Below are 23,225 nucleotides of genomic sequence, written 5' to 3'. Positions count from 1 at the left end.
GGACGCGGAGGCGGACCAGTTAGAAGGTCCCGGGCAGCCTCACCACGGCGCGCAGCTGCCTGAGGGCGGACCCGTCTCCTCATTCTCAGACGAGTCCCTTGACGTCTCCGGATCCTGGCCTCGCTCTGCCCCGGCGCGGCCATTCATTCCCATGACCTCCGGCCGCCGCCCGTCGGGCGACGGCTTGGTTCCACCTGAGTCAGTCGCCTGGTCGACACGGGGAGGGGACGGCGGCTGCCCGCGGGGCCCGGCGCTACAGGGGGGTGCCGGGGAACCCGCGGGCAGCGACCCACAGGTCCGTCCGAGCTGCGGAACATCGCGCGGCACTTGCCAGCAAGGAGAGGCCATGGAGCCGCACTATCGCCCGATCTCGACGGTCTGACACCGCCGAGAAATGACAGAGACAACGGCGCAGGGAGTCGAATTCTCTGTGCGACGCTCGCCGAGGAACCTTGGGGGGAACCATGACCGAGACGGATGTGCCGGCGCGGGAGCAGCTGCGCGAGGAGCTGGTGCGGGAAGAAGCGCCGGACCGGGTGACCGAGCTGGTGCTGGCCGCCTGCGCCGGTAGCGACCGGCTCGCCGCCGTCATCAACGGCTCCGCGGGCTCGACGACGGCGGAGAAAGACACGCCGGCCAGGCCGGCGGGCCGGACGAAGACGGACGCCGAGGTGCCGGCCGTCTTCCTGAGGTCGATCTCGGTGCGGGGCTTCCGTGGCGTCGGGCCGACGGCCACGCTGCCGCTGGTTCCCGGCCCAGGGCTCACGGTCGCGCTCGGCCGCAACGGCTCGGGCAAGTCGAGCTTCGCGGAGGCGGCCGAGTTCGCGCTCACCGGCGCGACGGACCGAGCGAAGCGTGGTGCGCTCTGGACGGACGGCTGGCGCAGCCTGCACCACACAGCCGAGCCGACGCGCGTCCAGTTGGAGCTGACGGCTGAGGGCTCCGGCACGCTGACCGTCGTGCACGAGTGGCCGGCCGGTGCTGGCCTTCACGACGGCACGACTACGGTCCACGGTGACGGCAAGCTGCCGATCCCCCTCGCGGATTTGGGCTGGCAGCCGTTGTTGGAGCTGTGGCGGCCCTTCCTCGCCTACTCCGAGCTGAGCGGCCTGATCACCGACCGGAGCAGCTCGATCTTCGACAGGATCAGCCGGCTGCTCGGCCTGGAGGACCTGACGGCAGCCGAGCAGCACCTGGTGAACGCGAACAAGGAGCTGACGCGCGAGCTCAGGACCGTTCGTGACGAACGGGCCGCGCTGCTCCGTGAACTGTCGGCAAGCGACGACCCACGCGCCTTCGCGGTCACCGCCGCGCTCGGCAGCCAGATGTGGAAGAGCTGGAAGCTTGAGGACGCCGAGGCGATCGCCCGCTCAGGCGGATGGCCCTGCTCCGGCCAGCCCGCGCCGCAGGTAGCCCTCGACCGGGAGGTGCTGGCGCTCGCCGTCGTCTCCGCGGAGGTCGTGGCCGTCGAGGTCGCCCGGTTGCGCACCGCGGCCCAAGGGCTCGCCGGACTGTCGGGAACGCCGGCCGACGAGGCCCGCCGGCTCGCGAGCCTGCTGCGCGCCGGGCTGGAACACCAGGAACGCCATGGTGACGGCCCATGCCCGCTGTGCCACGCGGGCACGCTGGATGCCGCGTGGCGGGTGACCGCCACCGCCGAGGTGGAGCGGCTGACGGCGCTCGCGGCGCACGCCGAGGCGACGCGCGTCGGCGCCACCGATGCTCTCGCCGCCGCGCGGATGCTCGTCGTCGCACCGCCAGCCGTACTGAGTACCGCCGCTTCATCGTCCGATGACGAGGGGCGACTCGCGGCCGAGGTGCTCACCGCCTGGGAACGATGGCTGCCGCTGCGCTCGGAACGAGACCCGGGCGTGCTCGCCGACGGGTTCGAGCGGTACCACCCGCCACTCGCCGGAGCCTTGACGGCGTTGCGCGCCGCCGTCGAGGGCCGGGTCGAGGCGCGGGACGCGGTCTGGAGCCCGCTGGCCGAGCGAGTGCTCGCCTGGGTGCGGGCCGCACGGGCCGCCTGTGCGCACCAGCCCATCGCGAAGGAGCTTGATCTCGCGGTCCAGAAGCTGCACGCCGTCATCGAGCGGCTGCGCGACCAGAAGCTTGAGCCCTACCGGGCCCAGCACGCGGCGATCTGGTCGAAGCTGCGGCAGGAGAGCAACGTCGACCTCGGACCGCTGCGGCTCGAAGGCCGGTCCACCTCCCGCCGGGTGAAGGTCGACGTCACCGTCGACGGCACGCAGACCCAGGCCCTCGGTGTGATGAGCCAGGGCGAGCTGCACACGCTCGGGCTCACCCTGTTCCTGCCGCAGGCGACCGCGCCCGAGAGCCCGTTCCGGTTCCTGGTCATCGACGACCCGGTGCAGGCCATGGACCCGTCCAAGGTGGACGGCCTGGCTCAGGTCCTGCTGGAGACGGCGAAGACCCGCCAGGTCGTCGTGTTCACCCACGACGACCGGCTCGGCGACGCGGTCCGCCGGCTGGCGAGCTTCGAGGACGCGGCGCGGCTGGTGGAGGTCGTCCGCTGGGAGGGCTCCGTCGTCACGGTCCGGCCGGTCGACGACCCCGCGAAGCGCTGCCTGGAGGACGCCCGTTCACTCGCCGCGACCCCCGACCTCCCGGACGGTGTGAAGCGCGGTCTCGTCCCGGGTTACTGCAAGTCGGCCCTTGACGCGGTCTGCAACGACATTCACCGCCGGCGCCGACTCGCCGGCGGGGCGAACCATCGCAGCGTCGAGAAGGAACTGCTGGAGGCGGGAACAGCAGCGAGGCGGGTCGCCCTCGTCGTCTGCAACAACGCGGACAAGCCCACGACCCAGGTTCGCATCGAGATCACGCGGCGATGGGATTCGGCGACCGGCGAAACCTTCATGACGCTGGCGCATGCCGGCCACGAGCGTTACACCGGCGACTGCAAGCAGCTGGTCAGGGACACCCGGGAACTCGTCAAGAAGCTGAGGACCCTGTGAGCGCGCCCGGCCGCTGGGCCAACGCCGGCGCGGGCTCGGACCTTGAGGCAGCCGAATACCTGACCAGCGCCGACCGGCTGCTGCGTGAGCGCCTGAGGGGAACCGAGAGCCTGTGGCCCCGGGCCTGCGTCTGGCTGCTGCGCCTCGCACTGGAGGCCGCGCTGCGCGCCCTCTGGCACCGCGAGAACGCCAGCGTCGCGACGGTGTCCATGCGTGCGCAGCTACTTTCCCTGAATTCCCTGGACAGCCTGGATCCGGCGGTCCCGGCTAGGGCTGACCATCTCTGGACGGTGCTGTCCGGAGCCTGCCACTACCACCCCTACGAGCTGTCGCCGACCGTGGCCGAGCTGCGTTCCTGGCACGCCGACGTCGCCGCCCTCACGCAGATCCTGGCCAGTCATGGCGTGTCCTGACAGGCAGGCTTTCCGCGGACCGGCGCAAAATCCGGATCGGGAAACGTCCGATGGCTCGCCGAAGCCAGTCGGCATCGGCTAACAATTGGCCGCAGGCTCAGTCGCCCTCGTAGAGGCGGCCCAGGTCGACCAGAACGACGTTCCGGTCACTGGCGGCTCCGGCACGCAGCTGGTCAGTGAAGCCAACCGCGGAGAACAGCAGCAAGCGCGTGCTGGACACGTCGAGGTTGTTGGTCTGCTCGACCAGGCGGGTGCCCCGGCGAAGTCGGTCGAGGTGTTCAAGTCCGAGCTGGATGCCCCACTTCGCCTCGCCGAGGGCCACCAGCCGGCGGCGCTGGCCATCGGCTGGCCCGAGGGCGACCACGTCGAACTGCATCGCCGCCCGCTGCTCGTGGTCGTGGACCGCGCCGTGTCCGACCTCGCCGAGATCATCGGTACCGAGTGTCTCCGCGGATGCGTAGGCCGAGGTCCAGGTCCGGCAGATCTCCTCGAAGTTGGGGCCGAGGACCTGGGAGGCGAACGTCGCCCGGCGTCCGGACCAGGTCCGCGCCGCCTGTCCCCTTGCCTCCAGCTGGCCGAACACGGGGCGCACGACGGCGTGGTAGAAGGCGATCAGCGGCTCCGCGATCCGCCAGACGGGCCGCCGGTCACGCAGCAGGTCGTCCGCCTTGACCAGGAAGCCGGCGTCCGCCAGCACCGTCAGCGGGTGGCCGAGCTCGTCCGCGCCGCGGCCCACGGCGTTGGAGATCGCTCCCCGGGTGACCGCGCCGGTGGCCACGGCTGCCAGCACCGAGCTGTACAGCCCTGGGTCGCGCAGGTCCGGCTCCTCAGCGAGCAGGTAGCGGGCTTCGCGGAACAAGGGTGAGTTGCGGTTGAGGACGGTACGGACGACCCAGGCGTCGAAGTCGTCGAGACCGCGCGGGGCGTCCCGGCGCGCGAAGTCCCGGTAGGCCGGCGTCCCGCCCACGACTGCGTGCAGCCGCGCCGCGAGCAGCGGGTCTTCTATCTCCCAGAACTCCCGGGCCAGGCGGAAGTCCAGCGACGGAACGACGAGTTCGAGTGCCGCGCGGCCGCGCAGCGGCGCCGACCCGGCCAACAGCCTGCCCATGACGCTCAGCGCCGAGCCGCAGAGGATCAGCCGGGTTCGCGAGGCGGTTCGCTCGGCCCGGCGTGGACCGAGCGCCGCCTGCACCGCCGACGGCAGCTCCGGAGCGGCCTTCATGAGATACGGGAACTCGTCGATGACGACGGTCGTGGGCGCGCCGAGGCCCAGGCCGAGCACGGCGTCGATCGCGGCCGGCCACGAACTGAACGCCAGCGGTGCGGCGGCGCCGGTGTGGGCGGCGAAACGCTCACCGAACAGCCGCAGCGACTCCGCCCCGGTTCCCTCCAGGGCCTGGTGGTAGAGCCCACCGGTCTGCTCGCAGGCGGCCTCGAGCAGGAAGGACTTCCCCTGCCTGCGCCGCCCGGTGACGACTCCGAGCATGGCGCCGGGAGCGGGGTCCTCGCAGAAGGCCGCGAGCGCCGCCCACTCCTCGTCGCGGTCGAACATGTCCGCAGGACGTTCCATACCCACCCGCCGGCCCTAGTGGAACTACACTTACAGTAAGTGTACTTCCACTAGGTTCGCCCAGGCGGGAGGCCTGATCAGTAACTGCAGGCGGCCGTGGCCGGGCTGAACCCGGAAGCCTGGCCTCAGTCCGGGGGCGTGCCGTGGAAGTCGACGATGGCCTGGGCGATCGGGACGAGATCCTCTTCGAGGGCGAAGTGACTGGTGTCGAAGAAGCGCAACTCCGACTCGGTGACCGCCTGGTGGATCGCTTCGGCCCCGGCCGGGACGAAGAACTGGTCGTTCCTGCCCCAGACGATCAGGGTCCTGGGCTGGCGCTCCCGCAGGAAGGCCTGCCAGTCCGGGTATCGCGCGATGTTGGTGGGATAGTCCGCGATCAGCGCCCGCTGGATCCGCACGGAGTCAGGGTGCGTGAGCGCGTAGGCGTCGAGGTTCCAGGCGTCGGGGCTCACCAGCTCCGGGTTGCGGACCCCTGTCTGGTAGAGGAACTTCGCGAACTCGACGTTGACGGTCTTGTCGGCGGTGGATCCCTGACCAGCCTCGCCCCCGTCGCCGTCAGCGGCGACCTGCTGGGGTGGGAACCCTTCGAGGAAGGTGTTGGCGTTCTGGACCACCAGCCCGGCGACCCAGTCCGGATGCTTCACCGCGAGGCGGAAGCCGACCGGGCCGCCGAAGTCCTGCATGTAGACGATGAACCGGTCCAGGCCGAGTGTTTCGACCCACTGCTCCATGACGTCGGCCAGGTTGGCGAACGTGGGGACGAACTTGTCCTCGGTGGGGAACTCGCTGTTGCCGCTTCCCGGATAGTCGGGAGCGAGCACGTGGAAGTGTGGCGCCAGCAGCGGGATCAGGTTGCGGTACATCGACGACGAGGAGGGAAATCCGTGGAGCAGCAGCATCGTGGGCCGGCTAGTACGGCCGACGGCCGTTGACGAGTCCGGCCGCCGGGCAAGCCCGGCGGCCGGATCGGTGGGAACGGAGCGGGAGCCCCTGCGGGCTCAGACCCAGCCGGGCATCGGGTAGTTCGCGGTGAGGTCGCGGACCTCGCCGGCGATCTGGGCCAGGACGGCCTCGTCGCCGTCGGCGGCGGCCTTGACGGCCTGGTCCATCCACGCGGCGATCTGGACCATCTGCTCCGGGCCCATGCCACGGGTGGTGACGGCGGCGGTGCCCAGCCGCAGGCCGGACGGGTCGAACGGCTTGCGGGTGTCGTACGGGACGGTGTTGTAGTTCAGCTCGATGCCGGCCCGGTCGAGCGCCTGGGCGGCCGGCTTGCCACCGATGCCCTTGCTGGTGAGGTCGAGCAGGATCAGGTGGTTGTCGGTGCCGCCGGACACCAGGTCGAAGCCCCGCTCGGCGAGCGCGCTGGCCAGTGCCGCGGCGTTCGTGACGATCTGGTGGGCGTAGGCGCTGAACTCGGCGGTCGCCGCCTCGCGCAGCGCGACCGCGATCGCCGCCGTGGTGTGGTTGTGCGGGCCACCCTGCAGGCCAGGGAAGACCGCCTTGTCCAGCGGCGCGGCGTGCGCGGCGTCGGACATCAGCATCGCGCCGCGCGGGCCGCGCAGCGTCTTGTGCGTGGTGGTCGAGATGACCGGGGCGTGCCCGACCGGCGACGGGTGGGCGCCGCCGGCGATCAGGCCGGCGATGTGCGCGATGTCGGCGACGAGCACGGCGTCGACCTCGGCCGCGATCTCGGCGAACGCCGGGTAGTCGATCGTCCGCGGGATCGCGGTGCCGCCGCAGAAGATGACCTTCGGCCGCTCGGCGAGGGCTACCTGGCGGACCTCGTCCAGGTCGACCCGTCCGGTGTCCTGGCGGACGCCGTACTTGACGCTGCGGAACCACTTGCCGGTGGCGGAGACCGACCAGCCGTGGGTGAGGTGGCCGCCCATCGGCAGCGCCATGCCCATCACGGTGTCGCCGGGCTGCAGGAAGGCCAGGTAGACGGCCAGGTTCGCCGGCGAGCCCGAGTAGGGCTGGACGTTGGCGTGCTCCACCCCGAACAGCGCCTTGGCCCGGTCGATCGCGAGCGTCTCGATCGGGTCGATGAACTGCTGGCCCTCGTAGTAGCGCTTGCCGACGTAGCCCTCGGAGTACTTGTTCGTCAGGACCGTGCCGCTCGCCTCGAGAACCGCGTTCGAGACGTAGTTCTCCGAAGCGATCAGGCGAATCTTCTCGTACTGGCGGCGCGCCTCGGACTCGACCAGGTTCGCGATCTCCGGGTCGGCGCTGGCCAGGTCGCGGATCGATGGCTGGTGCATGGGAAGACCTCCAGGAAGTGGCTGCCCGGCCCGCCCGCGCCCACACGACCGGGTCCGCCAGCGGTTCCTGGCCGGAGTGCCCGTTCACGTGGGCCACCGGCGGACGATCGCGCTGTGGGCAGGTCGTCCGGCCGGCGGCACCAGAAATCCGGTGCCGCTTCGGCGGCACCCAGGCGCACGGTGCCTCGCCGATCGGTCGCTTCCCGGTGGTTGATTCCACCCCAGCACGCCAGTCGCGACTCGGTGCCGAGTCTAGCGGGTCGCCCTGGGGCGCAGGGCCGGCCCCGGCTCGCCTCACACCCGCGTCGCCGGCACCACTTGGCGCGGCCCCGATGGCCAAGCGGTGCCGCGGCGTCCAGCGACCGCCAGCTCAGGAGCAGACCGTCCCGGGCTTCGGAACGACGAGGTTCACCAGGTACTCGTCAACGGCGTCGTGGACGCATGTGCTCGGGCCTTCATAGGCACCGTGCGTGTACGAACGCCACGTCAGCAGCACGCCGCTGGACAACTGGGCCGCGAGTGAGCGCGCCTCCGCGTACGGCGTCGCCGGGTCGCCGGTGGTGCCGACCAGCAGGATCGGCGGGGCGCCCTGGGCCAGGAAGGGACCGGTGTAGCGGGAGGCCGCCCTGACCTTCCAGAAGGCGCAGGTCAGCCCGCCGAGGGCCAGCGTCGAGCCGATCCGGGGCGCCTCAGCCGCCAGCTTCGCCGCGAAGCGGCGATAGGCCGCGAGATCCGTCGGGTAGTGCTGGTCGGCGCAGTTGATCGCCGTGTTGGCGTCGAACGAGTTGTCGTAGCTGCCGTCGGGCCGCCGGCCCGACTGCTGGTCGGCCAGCGACAGCAGCACGGAGCCGTCGTTCGCCTCGTCGGCCAGCCTCAGCGCGAGCGCGAGGATCGGCCACTGCTGCTGGCTGTACAGCAGCTGCAGGACAGCCGAGGTCAGCACGCCGCTGTCGACCGGACGGGTGGTCTCGACGTCCTTGCCCTGGGCGTAGATCGGGTGTTTCGCGATCCGGGCGACCAGCCGGTCGTAGTGGCCGACCGGGTCGCCGTCCCCGAAGGCGCAGGTGGCGTCGCGCGCGCAGGCGGTGAGGAAGGCGTCGAGCGCCGCCTCGAACGCCTTGGCCTGCAGCAGGGTCTCCGCGAAGGGGTCGGTGGTCGACATCCTCGGGTCGACCACCGCGTCGAGCACCAGGGCACGCAGGTCGGTCGGGAACAGCGCGGCGTAGGTGGCGCCCAGCTCCGACCCGTAGGAGCCGCCGTACGCGGTGAGCCGCCGCTCGCCGAGCGCGGCGCGCAGGACGTTCACATCACGGGCCGCCGCGGCCGTCGACAGATAGGGCAGCATCTTCCCGCTCCAGCGCTCGCAGCCCTCGGCGACCGCGCGGTCCGACGCCGCCATCCGGTCGAATCCGGCGGGCGCACTTTCGGCTGCCGTACCTCCGGGGGCCGCGCCGCCGCCCGATCCGCTCACCCGCTCGGCGATGCCCGCTCCGGCACCGCCGGCGGCGCTGCCCGCTCCGGCGCCGCCCGCTCCGGCACCGCCCGCGCCACTGCCCGCCCCGGCACCGCCGGCGGACGCAGACCGGGGCCGGGCAGCGCCGGCCGAGGCCGAGACCACCCGCCGCGACGGCGCGCCGACCAGGACGTCGGTGAGCTCCGCGGCCTTCTGCGCGTCGGTCAGGCAGCGGACCGGCGCGCTCGCGCCGACGCCCCGCTGGTCGAACCCGACGATGTCGAACCGGTCCCCGACCGCCGAGTCGAACAGCTGCGGGTAGGTCTTGATCGAGTGGACGCCGGAAACGCCCGGCCCGCCCTCCAGGTAGACGAGCGAGCCGATCCGGCGGGCGGGCTCGTGCGCCGGCCGGCGCACCACCGCCAGGCTGATCGTCCCCGCCGCCGGATGCGCGTAGTCGAGCGGGACGGGGAGCGTCGCGCACTGCACACCGTCACCGCACGCCCGCCAGGCCGACAGCCGGCCGACGCGGGTCGACGGCTCTGCCGCTCCGGCCGCCGGAACCGGCCCGGCAGCGCCCGCGACGGCGATCGCCAGCGCCGCGGCCCACGCTTGCGGCCGGCCCGGCCGGCGACGACGGCGCCGCTCGCGCGCACCGCGCCCGCTCGGGCCGCCTTCCTGCTTGCGCCTTGGCTGGTTCACGGGACCTCGGCTTCCATTGGAAGGCTTGCGGTCTGTGCCAGCGGCCGGGCCACCTCCGCGCCCGGCGCCTCGACCGCACGTCACGTCCGCGACGACCGTGCCGGCTCCGTCCCCCGCCCCGGGCGCGGGCAACCCTCCGGCACGGGAACCGCCCGCCCCGCGTGACCCGACCCGCGACGAGCCGGACGAACGCTACGAACAGGCGGTCGCGCGGACGGGTTGGTGCGTGCGGGCCGCCGAACCGGGAGACTCCGGGGCATGAACTATCCCGCGATGTTCCAGACGCAGGCCGAGGCGCTCATCGCCGCCGCGGCCGGGAACCTCGACGCCCCCGTGCCGTCCTGCCCAGGCTGGGACAACCGCCGGCTGGTCAGCCACGTCGCCCGGCTGCTCGCCTCGACCGCGGCGCACCTGCCACGCGGGGTGGTCGACCCGCCGGCGTTCACCGAGCGTCCGCCGGCGCAGGACGAGGCTCTGGTCGCGCACTACCGGGCCTCACTCGCCGCGACCCTGGCGGCGTTCCAGGCCGTCGACCCGGCCGCTCCCGCCTGGAACTTCACGAACGCGCCGCAGGTCGCCGGTTTCTGGCCGCGCCGGCTGACGCACGAGCTGCAGATCCACGCCTGGGACGCGGCCAGCGCGGTGGGGCCGGCGCCCGAGCTCGATCCGGCGCTGGCCGCGGACGGCATCGACGAGGTGCTGCGGGTCCTGCTGCCGGCGGCCCGCGCGGCCGGGCTCACCTCACACGCCGAGGGCACGGCGCACGTCCATCTCACCGACCCGCTGTTCACCGGTCCGCCGTCGGTCATGGACGAGGCCGCCGCGCCGCCGGCGCCGAACGGCGAGTGGATGGTCGCGCTGGCCGGTGACTCGGTCGAGGTCAGCGAAGGGCACGAGAAGGGGGACGCGGGCCTGCGCGGACCCGCCGGCCCGGCGCTGCTCGCGATCTGGGGCCGGACCGGCTTCGACGGCCCCGGTCTCTCCGCCTTCGGCGACCAGGACCTGCTGACGGCGCTGCGGCCCGGCCGCTGACCGCCGTCCTCCTGGCCCGGCTCACGGACGGGCGGCCCGCCGGCCAGCTCAGCTGCCGAAGTTGGCCTGGATGCGCTGGAGAAGGTAGTCGCGCGCGGTGATGTCCGGATAGCGCCCGGCCGGGCTGGAGATCACGACGTCGGTGTTGGCCTGGGCGAAGAACGCCAACGAGTAGCGCGGGCCCGCGTACTCACCGGGCGCTGGCAGCCGGACCCGGTGGAACGTCGAGGGCAGTGCGTCGTCGCTCCAGCGCATCAGCATGTCGCCGATGTTGCAGGTGATCGCGTCCGCCGTGGCCGGGACCGAGGTCCACCGCTCGCCGTCCGCCTCCGCACCCGGCATCACCTGCAGCCCGCCCTCGCCCTCGCGCTGGAACAGCAGGGTGAGGCAGTCGAAGTCGGTGTGCGCACCGGCCCGCCAGATCCCGGGCGTCGCCTGGGCCTCGGGCGGCACCGGGAAGTAGTGCAGCAGGCGCAGTGTGCTCTGGTAGGTCGGCGCCGCCGGGTCGTGGGCGGCGGTGAAGAAGTCACGCGGGAGGCCGAGCCGGTCGGCGAAGCAGGACAGCACGAGCGTCGCCACCTCCCAGCACCGCCGCTCGAAGCCGAGCATCGTCGCGGCGAAGCCGTCGAGCTCGGCGTCGGTAGGCCACAGCCCGGCCATCCGCGGCCGGGTGACCTGGTAGGACTCCTTCTGGTCCGGGGTGCCGGTCGAGGGGCGGATCTGGGTGAGCTTCTCCCAGCCGGCGTTGGTGCCCTTCCGCAGCGCGTACTGGCCCTTCACCTCGTCCGGCAGGGCGAACAGGGCCTCGGCCGCGCCGAAGGCCCGCTCGACCTCGGCGAGGTCGATTCCGTGGTCGACGAGCTGGAAGAACCCGATGTCGGCCGCGGCCGACCACAGCTCGCCGGTGACCTCCTCGCGCCGGCGTTCGAAGTCGCGCAGCGAGATCCGCCGGATCTCCCGGTCGGTCGCCTCGGTCCCGGCGCCTCCCATCCGGCTCTCGCGCGCCAGTTCGGTCAGGGCGTACTCCGGTGTGGTCATGACGTCGCTCCTGCTCGGACGGCTCGGCGGCGCGCACCGCCCTCTTCCTAGGTTGGGCTGGGGCGTCAGGCTCCGCCGGGGTTTCTACCCATGGCCTGCGACACAGTCGCGGGCTGCCCGCCCGGCCGGGTGGCGCGCAGGTGCCGGCCCGCGGCCGCCGTGACCGTGGTGGTCAGCCGGTCGAGCAGCGGGGATTCGAGGCGCCAGCGCTGCCAGTAGAGGGCGACGTCGACGTGGGTGTCGGTCAGGGTCACGAGCCGCCCGGCGGCGAGGTCGCCGTCCAGCTGCGCGTCGGGCAGCATGCCCCAGCCGAGACCGGCCCGGACCGCTTCGTGGAAGCCGGCCGTGGTCGGCACCCGGTGCGCCGCCGCCGGAGTGGTGAGGACACCTCGCTCCCGGAGCAGCTCGTGTTGCAGGCCGTCCTTCTCGTTGAAGACGAGGAGAGGCATCCGGTCCCAGCGGTAGTCCGCCGTCGCCGGCACCGCCGCACCGTCGGGCGGTCCGTCCGCGCGCCAGCGGGCCGCGAGCTCCGGGGTGGCGGCCGGGCGGTAGCGCAACGTACCGAGCGGCTCACACCGGCAGCCCTGGACGGGGACCGGGTCGCTGGTCACCGCCGCGAGCGCCTCGCCGCCGCGCAGCAGGCCGGCGGAGAACGCCTGGTCCTCGACGTGCAGTCGCAGCACGACGTCGTCCCAGCGCGCGATCTCGGCGACGACGTCGCGGAACCAGGTCTCGAGCGAGTCCGCGTTCACGGCCACCGACAGCTCGACCCGGCCCGACGGGCTGCCGCCAAGCGCCTCGACGGCCTCGGCGTGCAGCAACCTGGTCTGGCGCGCGAGCCGCAGCAGCGCCTCGCCGGCGGCGGTGGGCCGGCACGGCAGTGAACGTCGCACGAGAACCTGCCCGGCGGCCGACTCCAGCGCGCGGATCCGCTGGCTGACGGCGCTCGGCGTCAGGTGCAGGTGGCGGGCGGCCGCGTCGAAGCTGCCCAGCTCGACGATCGCGACGAGCGTGGCCAGCTGGGCGGGCGGCAGCTCCGGGTCCATGAAGTGATGCTAATGATTCTGAAGAATCTTTCGTTGGCCTTCAGGAAGTCCGCCGCCTAGCGTGGCGGCCGTGCTCGCCGCCGCCGCCACCGGTCTGCTGACCGGGTTCTCGCTAATCGTCGCCATCGGGGCGCAGAACGCCTACGTCCTACAGCAGGGGCTCGCCCGCCACCGGGTCGGGACGGTCGTCGTGATCTGCGCCGGCTCGGACCTGGCCCTGATCACGGCCGGGGTCGGCGGCGTCGCCGGCCTGCTGGCCCGCGCCGCGCCGCTGCTGGTCGCCGTCCGCTGGCTGGGCGTCGTCTTCATCCTGTGGTTCGCCGCCGGCTCGCTGCGCCGCGCCGCGCGCCCGTCCGTCCGGTCGATGGGAGGAGACCGGGAAGGCCAACGCGACCCAGGTGTCAGGGCCTCCGTCGGCGCCGGCCGCCAGGTGGCGACCCTCCAGGTGGCGACCGACAGGCACAAGCTGGCCGGCCCGGTCGGATCGGCGCGGGCGGCTGTCGCCGCGCGCTGCGCCGCCCTCACCTGGCTCAATCCTCATGTCTACGTCGACACCGTGCTGGTGCTCGGCACGGTCGGCGGACGGTCGGGGCCGACGGGGCGCTGGTGGTTCGCCGCCGGCGCGGGTGTCGCGAGCATCCTGTGGTTCGTCTGTCTGGGCTACGGCGCTCGCCTCGCGTCGCCCGCCCTTTCCAGCCCCAGAACCTGGCGCATCCTGGACCTCGGGATCGGCCTCACCATGCTGTTCGTGGCCGCCCGCCTCGCCTTCGGCTGACGACCAGGCTCGGCCGCGGCCCTAGGCTCGCCCGAGCCGGCGGGACAGCAGGTCCTCGACCCGACCGACCGGCAGTGCCTCGGCGTGGTGGTCGTCCCGGCCGGTCAGCGAGGTGGCGGTGGTCAGGACGTTGACGACCGCTTCCTCGACGGCCTGCACCGCCGCCTCGTAGAAGGCGTCGAGCCGGCCCCAGGGGATGAACCGCAGGGCCGCGTAGTCGTCGGCGGTCGGGTCCGCCGTCGGGAAGGTGCTGGTCAGGGCGCCGCGATTCGCGGTGGAGAAGGCGAGAACGAGGTCGCCGGAGAAGTGCGAGCCGGTGGTCCCGGTGCGGGCGAGCCCCAGCGGCGCGCGGCGGGCCAGCGACGTGCACTGGCCGGGCAGCAGCGGCGCGTCGGTCGCGAGGACCGCGATGCAGCTGCCGGCGCCGGGTGGCGCCGCCCAGTCGCCGTCCCACCCGCGTGCGTCGGCGTCGGCGTCGGCGTCGGCGAGCAGGCGACCTACCGGAACACCGGCGATCCGCAGCTCGTCGCGACGGCCGAAGTTGGCCTGGACGAAGGCGGCCACGGTGTAGGTGTCCGGGCCGTAGGGCACGACCCGGGACGCCGTGCCGCTGCCGCCCTTGAAGCCGTAGCACATCATTCCGGTGCCGCCGCCGACGATGCCTTCGGGGACCGGCCCGCCGACCGCCGCGTCGATCGCGGCCATCGCGTGGGCCGGGGTGACGTGCGCGCCGTTGATGTCGTTGAGATACCCGTCCCAGGTCTCGGCGACCACCGGGAGCAGCCAGCCGCGGGCCAGGTCCGGCCGGTTGGCGACCACCCAGTCGATCACGCCGCGGTGGCAGGGACCGACGGCGTGGGTATTGGTGATCATGACCGGCAGTGAGAGGCTCCCGGTCTCCGTAAGCCAGGCGTTGCCCGTCATCTCGCCGTTGGCGTTGAACGCGTGCACGCCGGCGGCGACGGCCGAGCCGATCGCGCCGCGGCCGGCCGGCAGGATCGCGGTGACCCCGGTCCGCACCGGCCCGTCGCCAACCCGCAGCGGCCCGTCACCGCTGATCAGCGTCGAGTAGCCGACCTCGACGCCCGGGACGTCGGTGATCGCGTTGAACGGTCCCGGCGTCCCATCGAAGGGTATGCCGTGCTCACGGGCCCGTCGGCGAGGCTCAGCCACGAGTCTCGATCCTGCCGGGCCGGGCCGGGTGGCGACAGTCCTGCGCGGCCGATGTGACCGGCGATCCGCTGCTTCCCCGCGCTGGACACCTACGAGACGTCCGCGGCGGCGAAGCTCCCGGTGCTGATCGCCATCCTGCGTCACATCCTCGACTCGCAGTAGCCATCCGTCCCCACCGAGAGGGACGATTCCCAGGTGACCGCGGCGACTGAGCAGACGAGCGACCCGGCGGAGCGAGTGGGCGACCCCACGCGGGCCTTCGAGCTGGTCGAGCCGCCGCCACTGGCGAGCGCGACCGTCATCCGCGACGAGTTCCTGCGCCTGGACGCCGCGCGCCAGCAGACCGGCTGGGCCCAGGCCCGGGTCGTCGTGCTCGACGCCACGGGGCGGACCCCGGTCGAGCTGCCGGCCCCGCCGGCGGTCCGGCGTCCCGGCGAGCTGGGCGACGCGGTCGAGGGCCGGGCCCGGCTGGTGACCCGCCCGGCGACCGAGCTCGGCGACACGCCGCCGCCTGACGCCGTGCTGCTCGGCGAGGCCGACGGTGTCCTCTACTGGGCGCTGCGCGTCGAGCCGGCCGAGCTCGCGGGAGACGCGCGCTGGCTGAGCCTGTTCACGGTCGGCGGGGAGCTGGCACCGCTGGACGCCGCCCTGCTGACGACGGCGATCGCGCTGCTGACCTGGCACGACCGGGCCCGGTTCTGCGCCAGGGACGGCTCGCCGACCCGGCCGACGAAGGCAGGCTGGGCCCGCGAATGTGCCGCCGAGAACCACGAGGAGTTCCCCCGCACGGACCCGGCGATCATCTGCCTGGTCCACGACGGGGCCGACCAGGTGCTGCTCGCCCGCCAGACCACGTGGCCAGCCGGCCGGATGTCGGTGCTCGCCGGCTTCGTCGAGGCAGGCGAGTCGCTGGAGGCCTGCGTCGCCCGGGAGATCGCAGAGGAGGTCGGGGTCGACGTCCGCGACGTCGGCTATCTGGGCAGCCAGGCTTGGCCGTTCCCCCGCTCGCTCATGGTCGGCTTCCAGGCCGTGGCGGACCCGGCGCAGCCGATCCGGCTGGACGGCGACGAGATCGCCGAGGCGAGGTGGCTGCACCGGGGCGATCTGCTGGAGGCCCTGAAGCGTGGCGACTGGGGCGTGCCCGCCGACGACGGCCAGCTGCTGCTGCCCGGCCGCATGTCGATCGCCCGCACGATGATCGAGTCCTGGGTCGCGGCCGGCTGACCGGACCGGCCCCGGTCAGGCCTGGGTCGCGGGGGTCTGGGGCGCGGAGACCTCGACGCCGAAGCCGGCGAGCAGCCGGCGCAGCGTCCTGGTCGGCAGGCCGATGACGTTGTCCAGGTCCCCGTCGACGGCGGCGACCAGCCGGCCGCCGAGCCCCTGGACGGTGTAGGCGCCGGCCTTGTCGAACGGCTCGCCGGACGCGACGTAGGCCCTGATCTCGTCGTCGGCGAGCACGCGCATCCGGACCGTGGACGTCGCCGCCTCCTGCCGAAGCAGGCCCGTCGCGGTGTCGAGGACGGCGAGCCCGGTCACGACGTGATGGGCCCGCCCGGACAGCCGGCCGAGCGTCGCGAGCGCCGCGGCCTCGTCGGCGGGCTTGCCGAAGATCGTCCCGTCGAGCTCGACCACGGTGTCCCCGCCGATCACGAGCGCGTCGGCCACCCGGCCGGCCACCGCGTGGGCCTTGCGCCGCGCGAGCTGGAGCGCGAAGTCCGCCGGGCCGTCGTAGGCGGCGACCGTCTCGTCGACATCGCTGGTCAGCACCTCGAACGGGATCCCCATGGCCGCGAGTAGCTCGCGGCGGCGCGGCGAGCCCGACGCGAGCACGATCCGTGTGGCGGGCATCGGGCTCCTCTCCTTCCGGGGACCTGGCGTCCTTCCGGGGACCTGGGGCGGCCGGCGGCGGGCCGCGCCAGCGCGCCGGCGTCCCGGTCTAGACAGGTCGCGAATCGTCATTCTCGCGTAACCCGTGGGGTTTCCTCCACAGATACCTTGTTTCTCGCTAGGACGCGCCCCGCTGGCGAGGCGTGGATCCGCCCTCGGTCCGGAGCCGCTGGAGCCTGACGTGACGATCGACGGAAGCGCCCCCCTCACCGACCCCAGCGGCGCGGCCACGCCCGCCAGGACCGATCTCGCCGAGCGTGCCCGCGCGGACGGGATCCGGTTCATCCTCGCGATGTTCGTCGACCTCGTCGGCAAGCCGTGCGCCAAGCTCGTACCGATCGAGGCGGTCGACGCGCTGGTCACGGACGGCGTCGGGTTCGCCGGCTACGCGGTGGGGGCGATCGGCCAGCAGCCGTCCGACCCCGACCTGATGGCCATCCCGGACCCGGCCAGTTACGCCCCGCTGCCCTGGGTCAGGGAGGGCCTCGCCCTGGTGCACTGCGACCCGCACGTCGAGGGGCGGCCCTGGCACTACGCGCCGCGGGTGATCCTCAAGTCGCTGCTCGCCGCCGCCCACGAACGGCGCCTGGAGCTGTTCGCGGGCGCGGAGATCGAGTACTTCCTCGTCGACCGGGGCGCGGACGGCGTGCTGCGGCTGGCCGACCCGCTCGACGTCGCGGCCCGCCCCTGTTACGACGCGCGGGGCCTGACCCGGATGTACGACCACCTCACCGAGGTGTCGACGGCGATGAACACGCTCGGCTGGTCGAACTACGCCAACGACCACGAGGACGCCAACGGCCAGTTCGAGCAGAACTTCGCCTATGCCGACGCGCTGACCACCGCCGACCGCGTCATCACAGCCCGATACCTGATCTCGGTGCTGGCCGAGCGGCGCGCCATGACGGCGACGTACATGCCCAAGCCGTTCGCCGACCGGACCGGCTCCGGGATGCACCTGCACCTGTCGCTGTGGCACGCGGGCACACCGCTGTTCCCGGCCGGCGACCCCGCCGCGCCGTTCGGCCTGTCCGACGTGGCCCACCGCTTCCTCGCCGGCATCCTGGAGCACGCGCCGGCCCTGCAGGCGGTGCTCGCGCCGACGGTCAACTCCTACAAGCGCACCGGCGCCACGTCGACCCGCTCGGGCGCGACCTGGTCGCCGCGCCGAGCCACCTACGGCGGCAACGACCGCACCCACTACGTGCGGATCCCGGACCGCGACCGCATCGAGCTGCGCGGCGGCGACGGCTCCGCGAACCCCTACCTCGCGCTGGCCGCGGTGCTCGCCGCCGGGCTCGACGGTGTCGAGCGGGCGCTGGACCCGGGCCTGCCCGGCGACGGCGGCCCGGCCCGGCCGGACCTGCCGCCGACCCTGCTGCACGCGGTGGAGGCGCTGGGCGCCGACCCGGTCGTCACCGCCGGGCTGGACGCCGCCGGGCCCGGCGTCGCCGACTACTTCGCGGCCCTCAAGCGGGCCGAGTTCTTCGAGTGGCACTCTCACGTCGGCGCCTGGGAGCACGACCGCTACCTGACCGCCTTCTGAACCCCCCGCTGACCGCCGAGACCGGCGGAACGCTGACCATCGAAGGGAGAGCGGGCCCGTGTGCGGGATCGTCGGGCTTCATCTGCGCGACCCGGAGCTGTATCCCCAGCTCGGCCGCCTGCTGGAGACCATGCTGGGCCAGGTCGCCGAGCGTGGCCCCGACTCGGCCGGCGTCGCCGTCTACGGTGACCGCCGCCGCTGCCCGGCGGGCCACACCGCCGTGTCGGTGCTGCTGCCGGGCGGCGGCCAGCCCTCCGATCCGGCCCGGGCGGGCCTCGAAGCCGCCGTGCGAGCCGCGTTGCCAGGCACCCCGGAGATCCTCGTGACGGCGGCCGGGGCAACCACCGTCCTCGCCGCTCCCGTCGCCCACGACGTGCTCGAAGACGCGGTCCGCCGGTCCGCCCCCGCGGCCCTCATCGTCGGGGTGGGCCGGGACCTCACCGTCTACAAGGGCATCGGGAGCCCCAGGAAGCTCGCCGCCACCTACGACCTGGCGAACGCCCAGGGCTGGCAGGGCCTCGCGCACACCCGGATGGCCACCGAGTCCGCCGTGGTGCCGGAAGGCTGCCACCCGTTCTCGGTCGGCCCGGACCAGTGCCTCGTGCACAACGGCTCCTTCGCCAACCACGCGACGATCCGCCGGGAGCTGATCGCCGAGGGCGTCCAGTTCGACTCGGAGAACGACTCCGAGGTCGGCGCCAGGTTCGTCGCGGCCCGGCTCGCCGACGGCGACGATCTGGACAAGGCGCTGCGCCTGCTCTGCGACCGGTTCGACGGTTTCTACACCCTGCTCGTCACCAGCGACGACGGCTTCGCGGTCGTGCGCGACGCCATCGCCTGCAAGCCCGCGATCATCGCCGAGACCGGCGCCTGGGTCGCGATGGCGTCGGAGTTCCGAGCCCTGGCCGACCTCCCCGGCATCGACACCGCCCGGATCTACGAGCCCGAGCCCGAAAGGGTCTACGCATGGCGCCGCTGAGCGGAGGAGATCGCGAGCGGAGGTCTTGTCCGAGGGACGAGGACGAGGCCGTAGCTCGCGGTCGACGGAGCGAAGCAGAGACACCGAGCGGAGGAGATCGCGAGCGGAGGTCTTGTCCGAGGGACGAGGACGAGGCCGTAGCTCGCGGTCGACGGAGCGAAGCAGAGACACCGAGCGGTCCGGTCGTCGGCGACACCGGGACCGTCACGTTCGATCTCGCCACGAGCCCGCTGCGGGAGCTGAACAGCGAGCTGCACGCTCCGACGGCGCGGTGCTATGAGGTCTTGCGTCCGCAGGGGGCGCACGCGATCGCCGCCGGGGTGCACGCGCCGTTGGCGATCGACGTGCGAGGCCATGCCGGCTACTACTGCGCCGGCATGAACGACGGCGCGACGATCACCGTGCACGGCAACGTCGGCACCGGCGTCGCCGAGAACATGATGTCCGGCGTCGTGCGGGTCCGCGGCGACGCGTCGCAGTCGGCCGGCGCGACCGGGCACGGCGGCCTGCTGGTGATCGAGGGCTCCGCCTCGATGCGCTGCGGGATCTCGATGAAGGGTGTCGACATCGTCGTCGGCGGCGACATCGGCCCGATGAGCGCGTTCATGGCGCAGGCCGGGCGACTCGTCGTCTGCGGCGACGCGGGCGACGGCCTCGGCGACTCGATCTACGAGGCGCGGATCTACGTGCGCGGCAAGGTCGGCTCCCTCGGGGCGGACTGCGTCGAGAAGGAGCTGCGCGCCGAGCACGTGGCGGAGCTGGCCGCGCTGCTCCTGGCCGCCGGCATCGAGCCGGCCGGTGAGCTCGCGCCCGAACGGTTCCGCCGCTTCGGCTCCGCCCGTGGGCTCTACCACTTCGCCGCGGGCAACTCGGCCGCCTACTAGGAGCGTTCCATGGCAGCGTCACCTGAGGCCACGAACGGGCCCGAGTCACCTGAGGCCACAAGCGGGCCCGAGTCGCTTGAGGCCACAGACGGGCCGGCGTCGCCAGAGGCCACGTACGGGCCCAGGCGGGCTACGGGCGGTCGCGGGCCGGACCCGGCCTCGCTCGGCCTGCGGGAGTCCTACACCTTCGACCGGGCCACGATCGCCGGCATCCAGCGCGCCGCGGCGACCGGGGTCTACGACATCCGGGGCGGGGGCGCCAAGCGCCGGCTCCCCCATTTCGACGACCTGCTCTTCCTCGGCTCGTCGATGTCCCGCTATCCGCTGGAGGGCTACCGCGAGAGGTGCGGCACCGACGTCATCCTCGGCGACCGCAACGCCCGGTACCCCTTGCGGCTGGCGATCCCGGTGACGATCGCCGGGATGAGCTTCGGCGCGCTGTCCGCGCAGGCCAAGGAGGCCCTGGGCCGGGGCGCGTCCGAGATCGGCACCTCCACCACCACCGGCGACGGCGGGATGACGCCCGAGGAACGTGGCCAGTCCAAGCACCTCGTCTACCAGTACCTGCCGTCCCGGTACGGCATGAACCCGGCCGACCTGCGCCGGGCCGACGCGATCGAGGTCGTGCTCGGCCAGGGCGCGAAGCCGGGCGGCGGCGGCATGCTGCTCGGCCAGAAGATCTCCGACCGGGTCGCCGGGATGCGGACCCTGCCGCCCGGGATCGACCAGCGCTCGGCCAGCCGCCACCCCGACTGGACCGGGCCCGACGACCTCACCATCAAGATCCTCGAACTGCGCGAGATCACCGACTGGGAGAAGCCGATCTACATCAAGATCGGCGGATCACGCACCTACTACGACGTGAAGCTCGCGGTCGCGGCCGGCGCCGACGTGGTCGTCGTCGACGGCATGCAGGGCGGGACCGCCGCGACCCAGGACGTCTTCATCGAGCACGTCGGACTCCCGACGCTGGCCGCGATCCCGCAGGCCGTCCAGGCCCTCCAGGAGCTGGGCCTGCACCGCAAGGTCCAGCTCGTCGTCTCCGGCGGGATCCGGACCGGGGCCGACGTCGCCAAGGCGATGGCGCTCGGCGCGGACGCGGTGGCGATCGGCACCGCGGCACTGATCGCGCTCGGCGACAACGATCCGCGTCACGCCGACGAGTACGCGGCGCTCGGCTCGGCGGCCGGGTTCTACGACGACTACCAGGACGGCCGCGACCCGGCCGGCATCACCACCCAGGACCCGGAGCTCGCCAGCCGCCTCGACCCGGTCGACGGCGGGCGGCGGATCGCCAACTACCTGCGGGTCCTGACGATGGAGGCCCAGGCCATCGCGCGGGCCTGCGGCAAGTCGCACCTGCGCAACCTGGAGCCCGAGGACCTCGTCGCCCTCACCATCGAGGCCGCCGCGATGGCCCGGGTCCCGCTCGCCGGCACCGACTGGATTCCCGGGCAGGGCCGGTGACCTTGACGGCGGACGTCGTCATCGTCGGCGGTGGGCTGGAGGGCACGTCGGCGGCCTGGAACCTGACCCGCCAGGGCGTCACCGACGTCGTCGTGTGCGAGCGCGCCACGGTCGGCTCCGGCGGCACGGGGAAGTCCAGCGGGATCGTGCGCTGCCACTACGGGGTCTCGTCGCTGGCCGCGATGGCGGCGGACAGCCTGGAGCTGTTCGAGAACGCCGCCGAGCTGCTCGGCACCGAGATCGGCTTCCACCAGACCGGCTACGTCGTCGGTGTCGGCGAGACCAATGTCAGCGCGCTGCGGGCCAGCCTCGCCGCGCAGCGCGCGGTCGGCGTCGACACCGAGGAGATCGACGCGAGCGAGGTCGCCCGGCTGTGGCCGGCGGCCCGGCTCGACGACTTCGCCGCGTTCGCCTGGGAGCGGCGCGGTGGGTACGGCGACGCGTATTCCACCGCGCAGGCCTACGCGGCGGCGGCGCGGCGGGCCGGGGTGACCGTGCGGCAGGACTGCCCGGTGACGGAGATCCTCGTCGCCGACGGCCGGGCGACCGGCGTGCGGCTGGCGGACGGCTCGGCGATCGGGGCCGGCGCCGTCGTGCTCTCGGCCGGGCCCTGGTCCGTCCCGCTCCTGGCGGCGCAAGGGATCGACCTGCCGATCACGGTCCACCGGGAGGAGATCGTCCTGGTCGACCCGGGCGCCGGCCTCGGCAGCGTGCCCGTCTTCTCCGACCTGGTGTCCCTCCAGTACGTCCGGCCGGAGGCCTCCGGGGAGATCCTGTTCGGCAACAGCGACCTGTCCGAGCCGTCTCCCGCGGACCCGGACACGTACTCCAACCAGGCGACCGAGGCGTGCCTGGAACGGGCCGCCGCCAAGATGACCCACCGGTTCCCGGGCCTGGCGGGCGCGGGCGTCGCCAGCAGCTACGCCGGCTGCTACGACGTCACCCCCGACTTCAACCCGGTGATCTCGATGGGCCCTTTCGACGGGCTGGTCATCGCGGCTGGCTTCAGCGGCCACGGGTTCAAGATCTCTCCCGCGGTCGGGCGGCTGGTCGCGGACCTGGTCGTCGACGGCCGCAGCCACGACCCGCGGATTCCCGAGTCCGACTTCCGGTTCACCCGCTTCGCCGAGAACGACCTGTTGCGCAGTCCGCACCCCTACGTCGGCGCGGGTGAGATGCGCTGACCCACCCGCTCGCACCTGCCCCACGGCGTCCCGGATCTGCCCGGGGGCCCGCCCAGGCTGACGACCGGCCTCGACTGGCCGTGGGCACCTATCCTTCGATCATGGACGGCCAGCGTGCGTGACGACGAGCCAGCGGATCTGGCCGCGCAGCCGGCGGCGGGCCCGGCGGCCCGGGAGGTCGACGCCGCCCCGTCCCAGGAGGGCCGGCTCGAACGGCTCATCGCGGCCCAGGTGCGCCGGCTGCGCCAGGCCGCCGGGCTCACGCTCGCCGAGTTCGCCACCCGCAGCGGCATCTCCAAGCCCATGCTCTCCAAGATCGAGAACGCGAACACCAGCTGCAGCCTGACCACGCTCGCCCGGCTGGCCGACGCCCTCGACGTGCCGGTCACCGCGCTGTTCCGCGGCGCCGACGACCAGCGTGAGGCCGTCTTCACCCCGGCCGGCGCGGGCGGCAGGATCGTCGCCCGCGGCACCCGGATCGGCCACGACTACACGTTGCTCGGCGGCCTGCGCGGCCCGCACAAGCGGATGGAGGCCCACCTGGTCACCCTCACCGAGCGCAGCGAGACCTTCCCCCTGTTCCAGCACGCCGGCACCGAGCTGCTCTACATGCTCGACGGCGAGATGGTCTACAGCCACGGTGGCTCCAGCTACACGCTTCGCCCTGGGGACGCCCTCCAGCTCGACGGCGAGGGCGTCCACGGCCCGCAGGAGCTGATCTCCCTACCAATCCGCTTCCTCTCCGTCGTCGCCTACGGCGCCTCGGAGGCGGCTGAGTAGGAGCCTGCGCCAAGCAGCCCCAGCCCAGTCATGTGCCGTGGTCGGGGTTCGCCTCGC

The 23,225-nt window shown here is 73.1% G+C and carries 19 protein-coding genes and 1 riboswitch; of the genes, 11 read left to right on the top strand and 8 right to left on the bottom strand.

Going from position 1 to position 23,225, the window contains the following annotated elements; genetic code table 11:
* Window positions 1-464: 464 nt before the first annotated feature.
* A complete protein-coding gene (locus tag FRADC12_RS21510; RefSeq protein WP_045877998.1) occupies window positions 465-2,978 on the top strand; it encodes an AAA family ATPase in 2,514 nt (837 codons plus the stop codon).
* The gene (locus FRADC12_RS21505; RefSeq protein ID WP_045877997.1) at window positions 2,975-3,391 is read left to right on the top strand and encodes a hypothetical protein; all 417 of its coding nucleotides are present in this window, start codon (window positions 2,975-2,977) and stop codon (window positions 3,389-3,391) included. The genes FRADC12_RS21510 and FRADC12_RS21505 overlap by 4 nt, the downstream gene beginning before the upstream one ends.
* Window positions 3,392-3,488: 97 nt before the next feature.
* Here FRADC12_RS21505 and FRADC12_RS21500 read toward each other — a convergent pair whose 3' ends face one another.
* From FRADC12_RS21500 to FRADC12_RS21485, 4 genes are all read right to left on the bottom strand, one after another.
* Entirely contained in the window at window positions 3,489-4,961 is a 1,473-nt protein-coding gene (locus FRADC12_RS21500) for an AAA family ATPase (RefSeq protein WP_045877996.1), read from the bottom strand.
* A 125-nt stretch (window positions 4,962-5,086) separates the two neighbouring features.
* On the bottom strand, window positions 5,087-5,860 hold the full coding sequence (locus FRADC12_RS21495; protein WP_052711067.1) for an alpha/beta fold hydrolase: 774 nt from the start codon (window positions 5,858-5,860) through the stop codon (window positions 5,087-5,089).
* Between the two features lie 99 nt (window positions 5,861-5,959).
* Window positions 5,960-7,222, bottom strand: coding sequence for a serine hydroxymethyltransferase (gene glyA, locus FRADC12_RS21490; RefSeq protein ID WP_045877995.1), 1,263 nt, complete (start codon window positions 7,220-7,222; stop codon window positions 5,960-5,962).
* A gap of 160 nt (window positions 7,223-7,382) precedes the next feature.
* A riboswitch (ZMP/ZTP riboswitch) is annotated at window positions 7,383-7,469 on the bottom strand.
* A gap of 123 nt (window positions 7,470-7,592) precedes the next feature.
* Window positions 7,593-9,377 carry an alpha/beta hydrolase gene (locus tag FRADC12_RS21485; RefSeq protein ID WP_045877994.1) on the bottom strand — a complete coding sequence of 595 codons (1,785 nt, stop codon included), beginning with the start codon at window positions 9,375-9,377 and terminating at the stop codon, window positions 7,593-7,595.
* A gap of 258 nt (window positions 9,378-9,635) precedes the next feature.
* On the opposite strand from FRADC12_RS21485, the gene FRADC12_RS21480 reads away from it, so the two are divergent.
* Window positions 9,636-10,409: a maleylpyruvate isomerase family mycothiol-dependent enzyme gene (locus FRADC12_RS21480; protein ID WP_045877993.1), complete on the top strand. Its 774-nt coding sequence runs from the start codon at window positions 9,636-9,638 to the stop codon at window positions 10,407-10,409.
* A 48-nt stretch (window positions 10,410-10,457) separates the two neighbouring features.
* On the opposite strand, the gene FRADC12_RS21475 is transcribed toward FRADC12_RS21480, so the two are convergent.
* Both FRADC12_RS21475 and FRADC12_RS21470 read right to left on the bottom strand, forming a co-directional pair.
* Entirely contained in the window at window positions 10,458-11,447 is a 990-nt protein-coding gene (locus FRADC12_RS21475; protein WP_045877992.1) for an isopenicillin N synthase family dioxygenase, read from the bottom strand.
* A 65-nt stretch (window positions 11,448-11,512) separates the two neighbouring features.
* Window positions 11,513-12,493 (bottom strand): LysR family transcriptional regulator ArgP, encoded by a 981-nt coding sequence (locus FRADC12_RS21470; RefSeq protein WP_045877991.1) that lies wholly within the window; start codon window positions 12,491-12,493, stop codon window positions 11,513-11,515.
* Between the two features lie 61 nt (window positions 12,494-12,554).
* On the opposite strand from FRADC12_RS21470, the gene FRADC12_RS21465 reads away from it, so the two are divergent.
* Window positions 12,555-13,268 (top strand): LysE/ArgO family amino acid transporter, encoded by a 714-nt coding sequence (locus FRADC12_RS21465; protein ID WP_045877990.1) that lies wholly within the window; start codon window positions 12,555-12,557, stop codon window positions 13,266-13,268.
* Between the two features lie 21 nt (window positions 13,269-13,289).
* On the opposite strand, the gene FRADC12_RS21460 is transcribed toward FRADC12_RS21465, so the two are convergent.
* The gene (locus FRADC12_RS21460) at window positions 13,290-14,441 is read right to left on the bottom strand and encodes a DmpA family aminopeptidase (protein WP_045877989.1); all 1,152 of its coding nucleotides are present in this window, start codon (window positions 14,439-14,441) and stop codon (window positions 13,290-13,292) included.
* 195 nt (window positions 14,442-14,636) lie between these two features.
* Between FRADC12_RS21460 and nudC the strand changes: the two genes are divergently transcribed.
* Window positions 14,637-15,665 (top strand): NAD(+) diphosphatase, encoded by a 1,029-nt coding sequence (gene nudC, locus FRADC12_RS21455; RefSeq protein ID WP_084011090.1) that lies wholly within the window; start codon window positions 14,637-14,639, stop codon window positions 15,663-15,665.
* Window positions 15,666-15,680: 15 nt separating this feature from the next.
* Here the strand turns inward: nudC and FRADC12_RS21450 are convergent, their stop codons facing one another.
* Window positions 15,681-16,289: a Maf family protein gene (locus tag FRADC12_RS21450; protein ID WP_045877988.1), complete on the bottom strand. Its 609-nt coding sequence runs from the start codon at window positions 16,287-16,289 to the stop codon at window positions 15,681-15,683.
* A gap of 220 nt (window positions 16,290-16,509) precedes the next feature.
* Between FRADC12_RS21450 and glnT the strand changes: the two genes are divergently transcribed.
* The 6 genes from glnT (at window position 16,510) to FRADC12_RS21420 (ending at window position 23,168) form a co-directional block, all read left to right on the top strand.
* Entirely contained in the window at window positions 16,510-17,874 is a 1,365-nt protein-coding gene (gene glnT / locus FRADC12_RS21445) for a type III glutamate--ammonia ligase (protein WP_045877987.1), read from the top strand.
* 58 nt (window positions 17,875-17,932) lie between these two features.
* Complete coding sequence (locus tag FRADC12_RS21440; RefSeq protein ID WP_045877986.1) at window positions 17,933-18,853, top strand: class II glutamine amidotransferase domain-containing protein; 921 nt, start codon at window positions 17,933-17,935, stop codon at window positions 18,851-18,853.
* 284 nt (window positions 18,854-19,137) lie between these two features.
* A complete protein-coding gene (locus FRADC12_RS21435) occupies window positions 19,138-19,737 on the top strand; it encodes a GltB/FmdC/FwdC-like GXGXG domain-containing protein (protein ID WP_232303946.1) in 600 nt (199 codons plus the stop codon).
* 9 nt (window positions 19,738-19,746) lie between these two features.
* Complete coding sequence (locus FRADC12_RS21430; RefSeq protein WP_232303945.1) at window positions 19,747-21,204, top strand: FMN-binding glutamate synthase family protein; 1,458 nt, start codon at window positions 19,747-19,749, stop codon at window positions 21,202-21,204.
* Window positions 21,201-22,388, top strand: a complete 1,188-nt coding sequence (locus FRADC12_RS21425) for an NAD(P)/FAD-dependent oxidoreductase (protein ID WP_045877985.1) — start codon at window positions 21,201-21,203, stop codon at window positions 22,386-22,388. Before FRADC12_RS21430 ends, FRADC12_RS21425 begins: the two co-directional genes overlap by 4 nt.
* 114 nt (window positions 22,389-22,502) lie before the next feature.
* Window positions 22,503-23,168, top strand: a complete 666-nt coding sequence (locus tag FRADC12_RS21420) for a helix-turn-helix domain-containing protein (RefSeq protein ID WP_045877984.1) — start codon at window positions 22,503-22,505, stop codon at window positions 23,166-23,168.
* The last annotated feature ends 57 nt before the right edge of the window (window positions 23,169-23,225 follow it).

The organism is Pseudofrankia sp. DC12 (assembly GCF_000966285.1).
Taxonomy (GTDB): Bacteria; Actinomycetota; Actinomycetes; order Frankiales; family Frankiaceae; genus Pseudofrankia.
Note: the sequence above shows the minus strand (reverse complement) of the source record. Positions and strands in the feature narration are given on the sequence as shown.

Coding starts and splice junctions, on each gene's coding strand:
- FRADC12_RS21495 (WP_052711067.1), bottom strand. CDS start 5,860: ATGCTGCTGCTCCACGGATTTCCCTCCTCGTCGTCGATGTACCGCAAC.
- FRADC12_RS21470 (WP_045877991.1), bottom strand. CDS start 12,493: ATGGACCCGGAGCTGCCGCCCGCCCAGCTGGCCACGCTCGTCGCGATC.
- FRADC12_RS21510 (WP_045877998.1), top strand. CDS start 465: ATGACCGAGACGGATGTGCCGGCGCGGGAGCAGCTGCGCGAGGAGCTG.
- FRADC12_RS21450 (WP_045877988.1), bottom strand. CDS start 16,289: ATGCCCGCCACACGGATCGTGCTCGCGTCGGGCTCGCCGCGCCGCCGC.
- FRADC12_RS21500 (WP_045877996.1), bottom strand. CDS start 4,961: ATGGAACGTCCTGCGGACATGTTCGACCGCGACGAGGAGTGGGCGGCG.
- FRADC12_RS21480 (WP_045877993.1), top strand. CDS start 9,636: ATGAACTATCCCGCGATGTTCCAGACGCAGGCCGAGGCGCTCATCGCC.
- FRADC12_RS21475 (WP_045877992.1), bottom strand. CDS start 11,447: ATGACCACACCGGAGTACGCCCTGACCGAACTGGCGCGCGAGAGCCGG.
- FRADC12_RS21430 (WP_232303945.1), top strand. CDS start 19,747: ATGGCAGCGTCACCTGAGGCCACGAACGGGCCCGAGTCACCTGAGGCC.
- glyA (WP_045877995.1), bottom strand. CDS start 7,222: ATGCACCAGCCATCGATCCGCGACCTGGCCAGCGCCGACCCGGAGATC.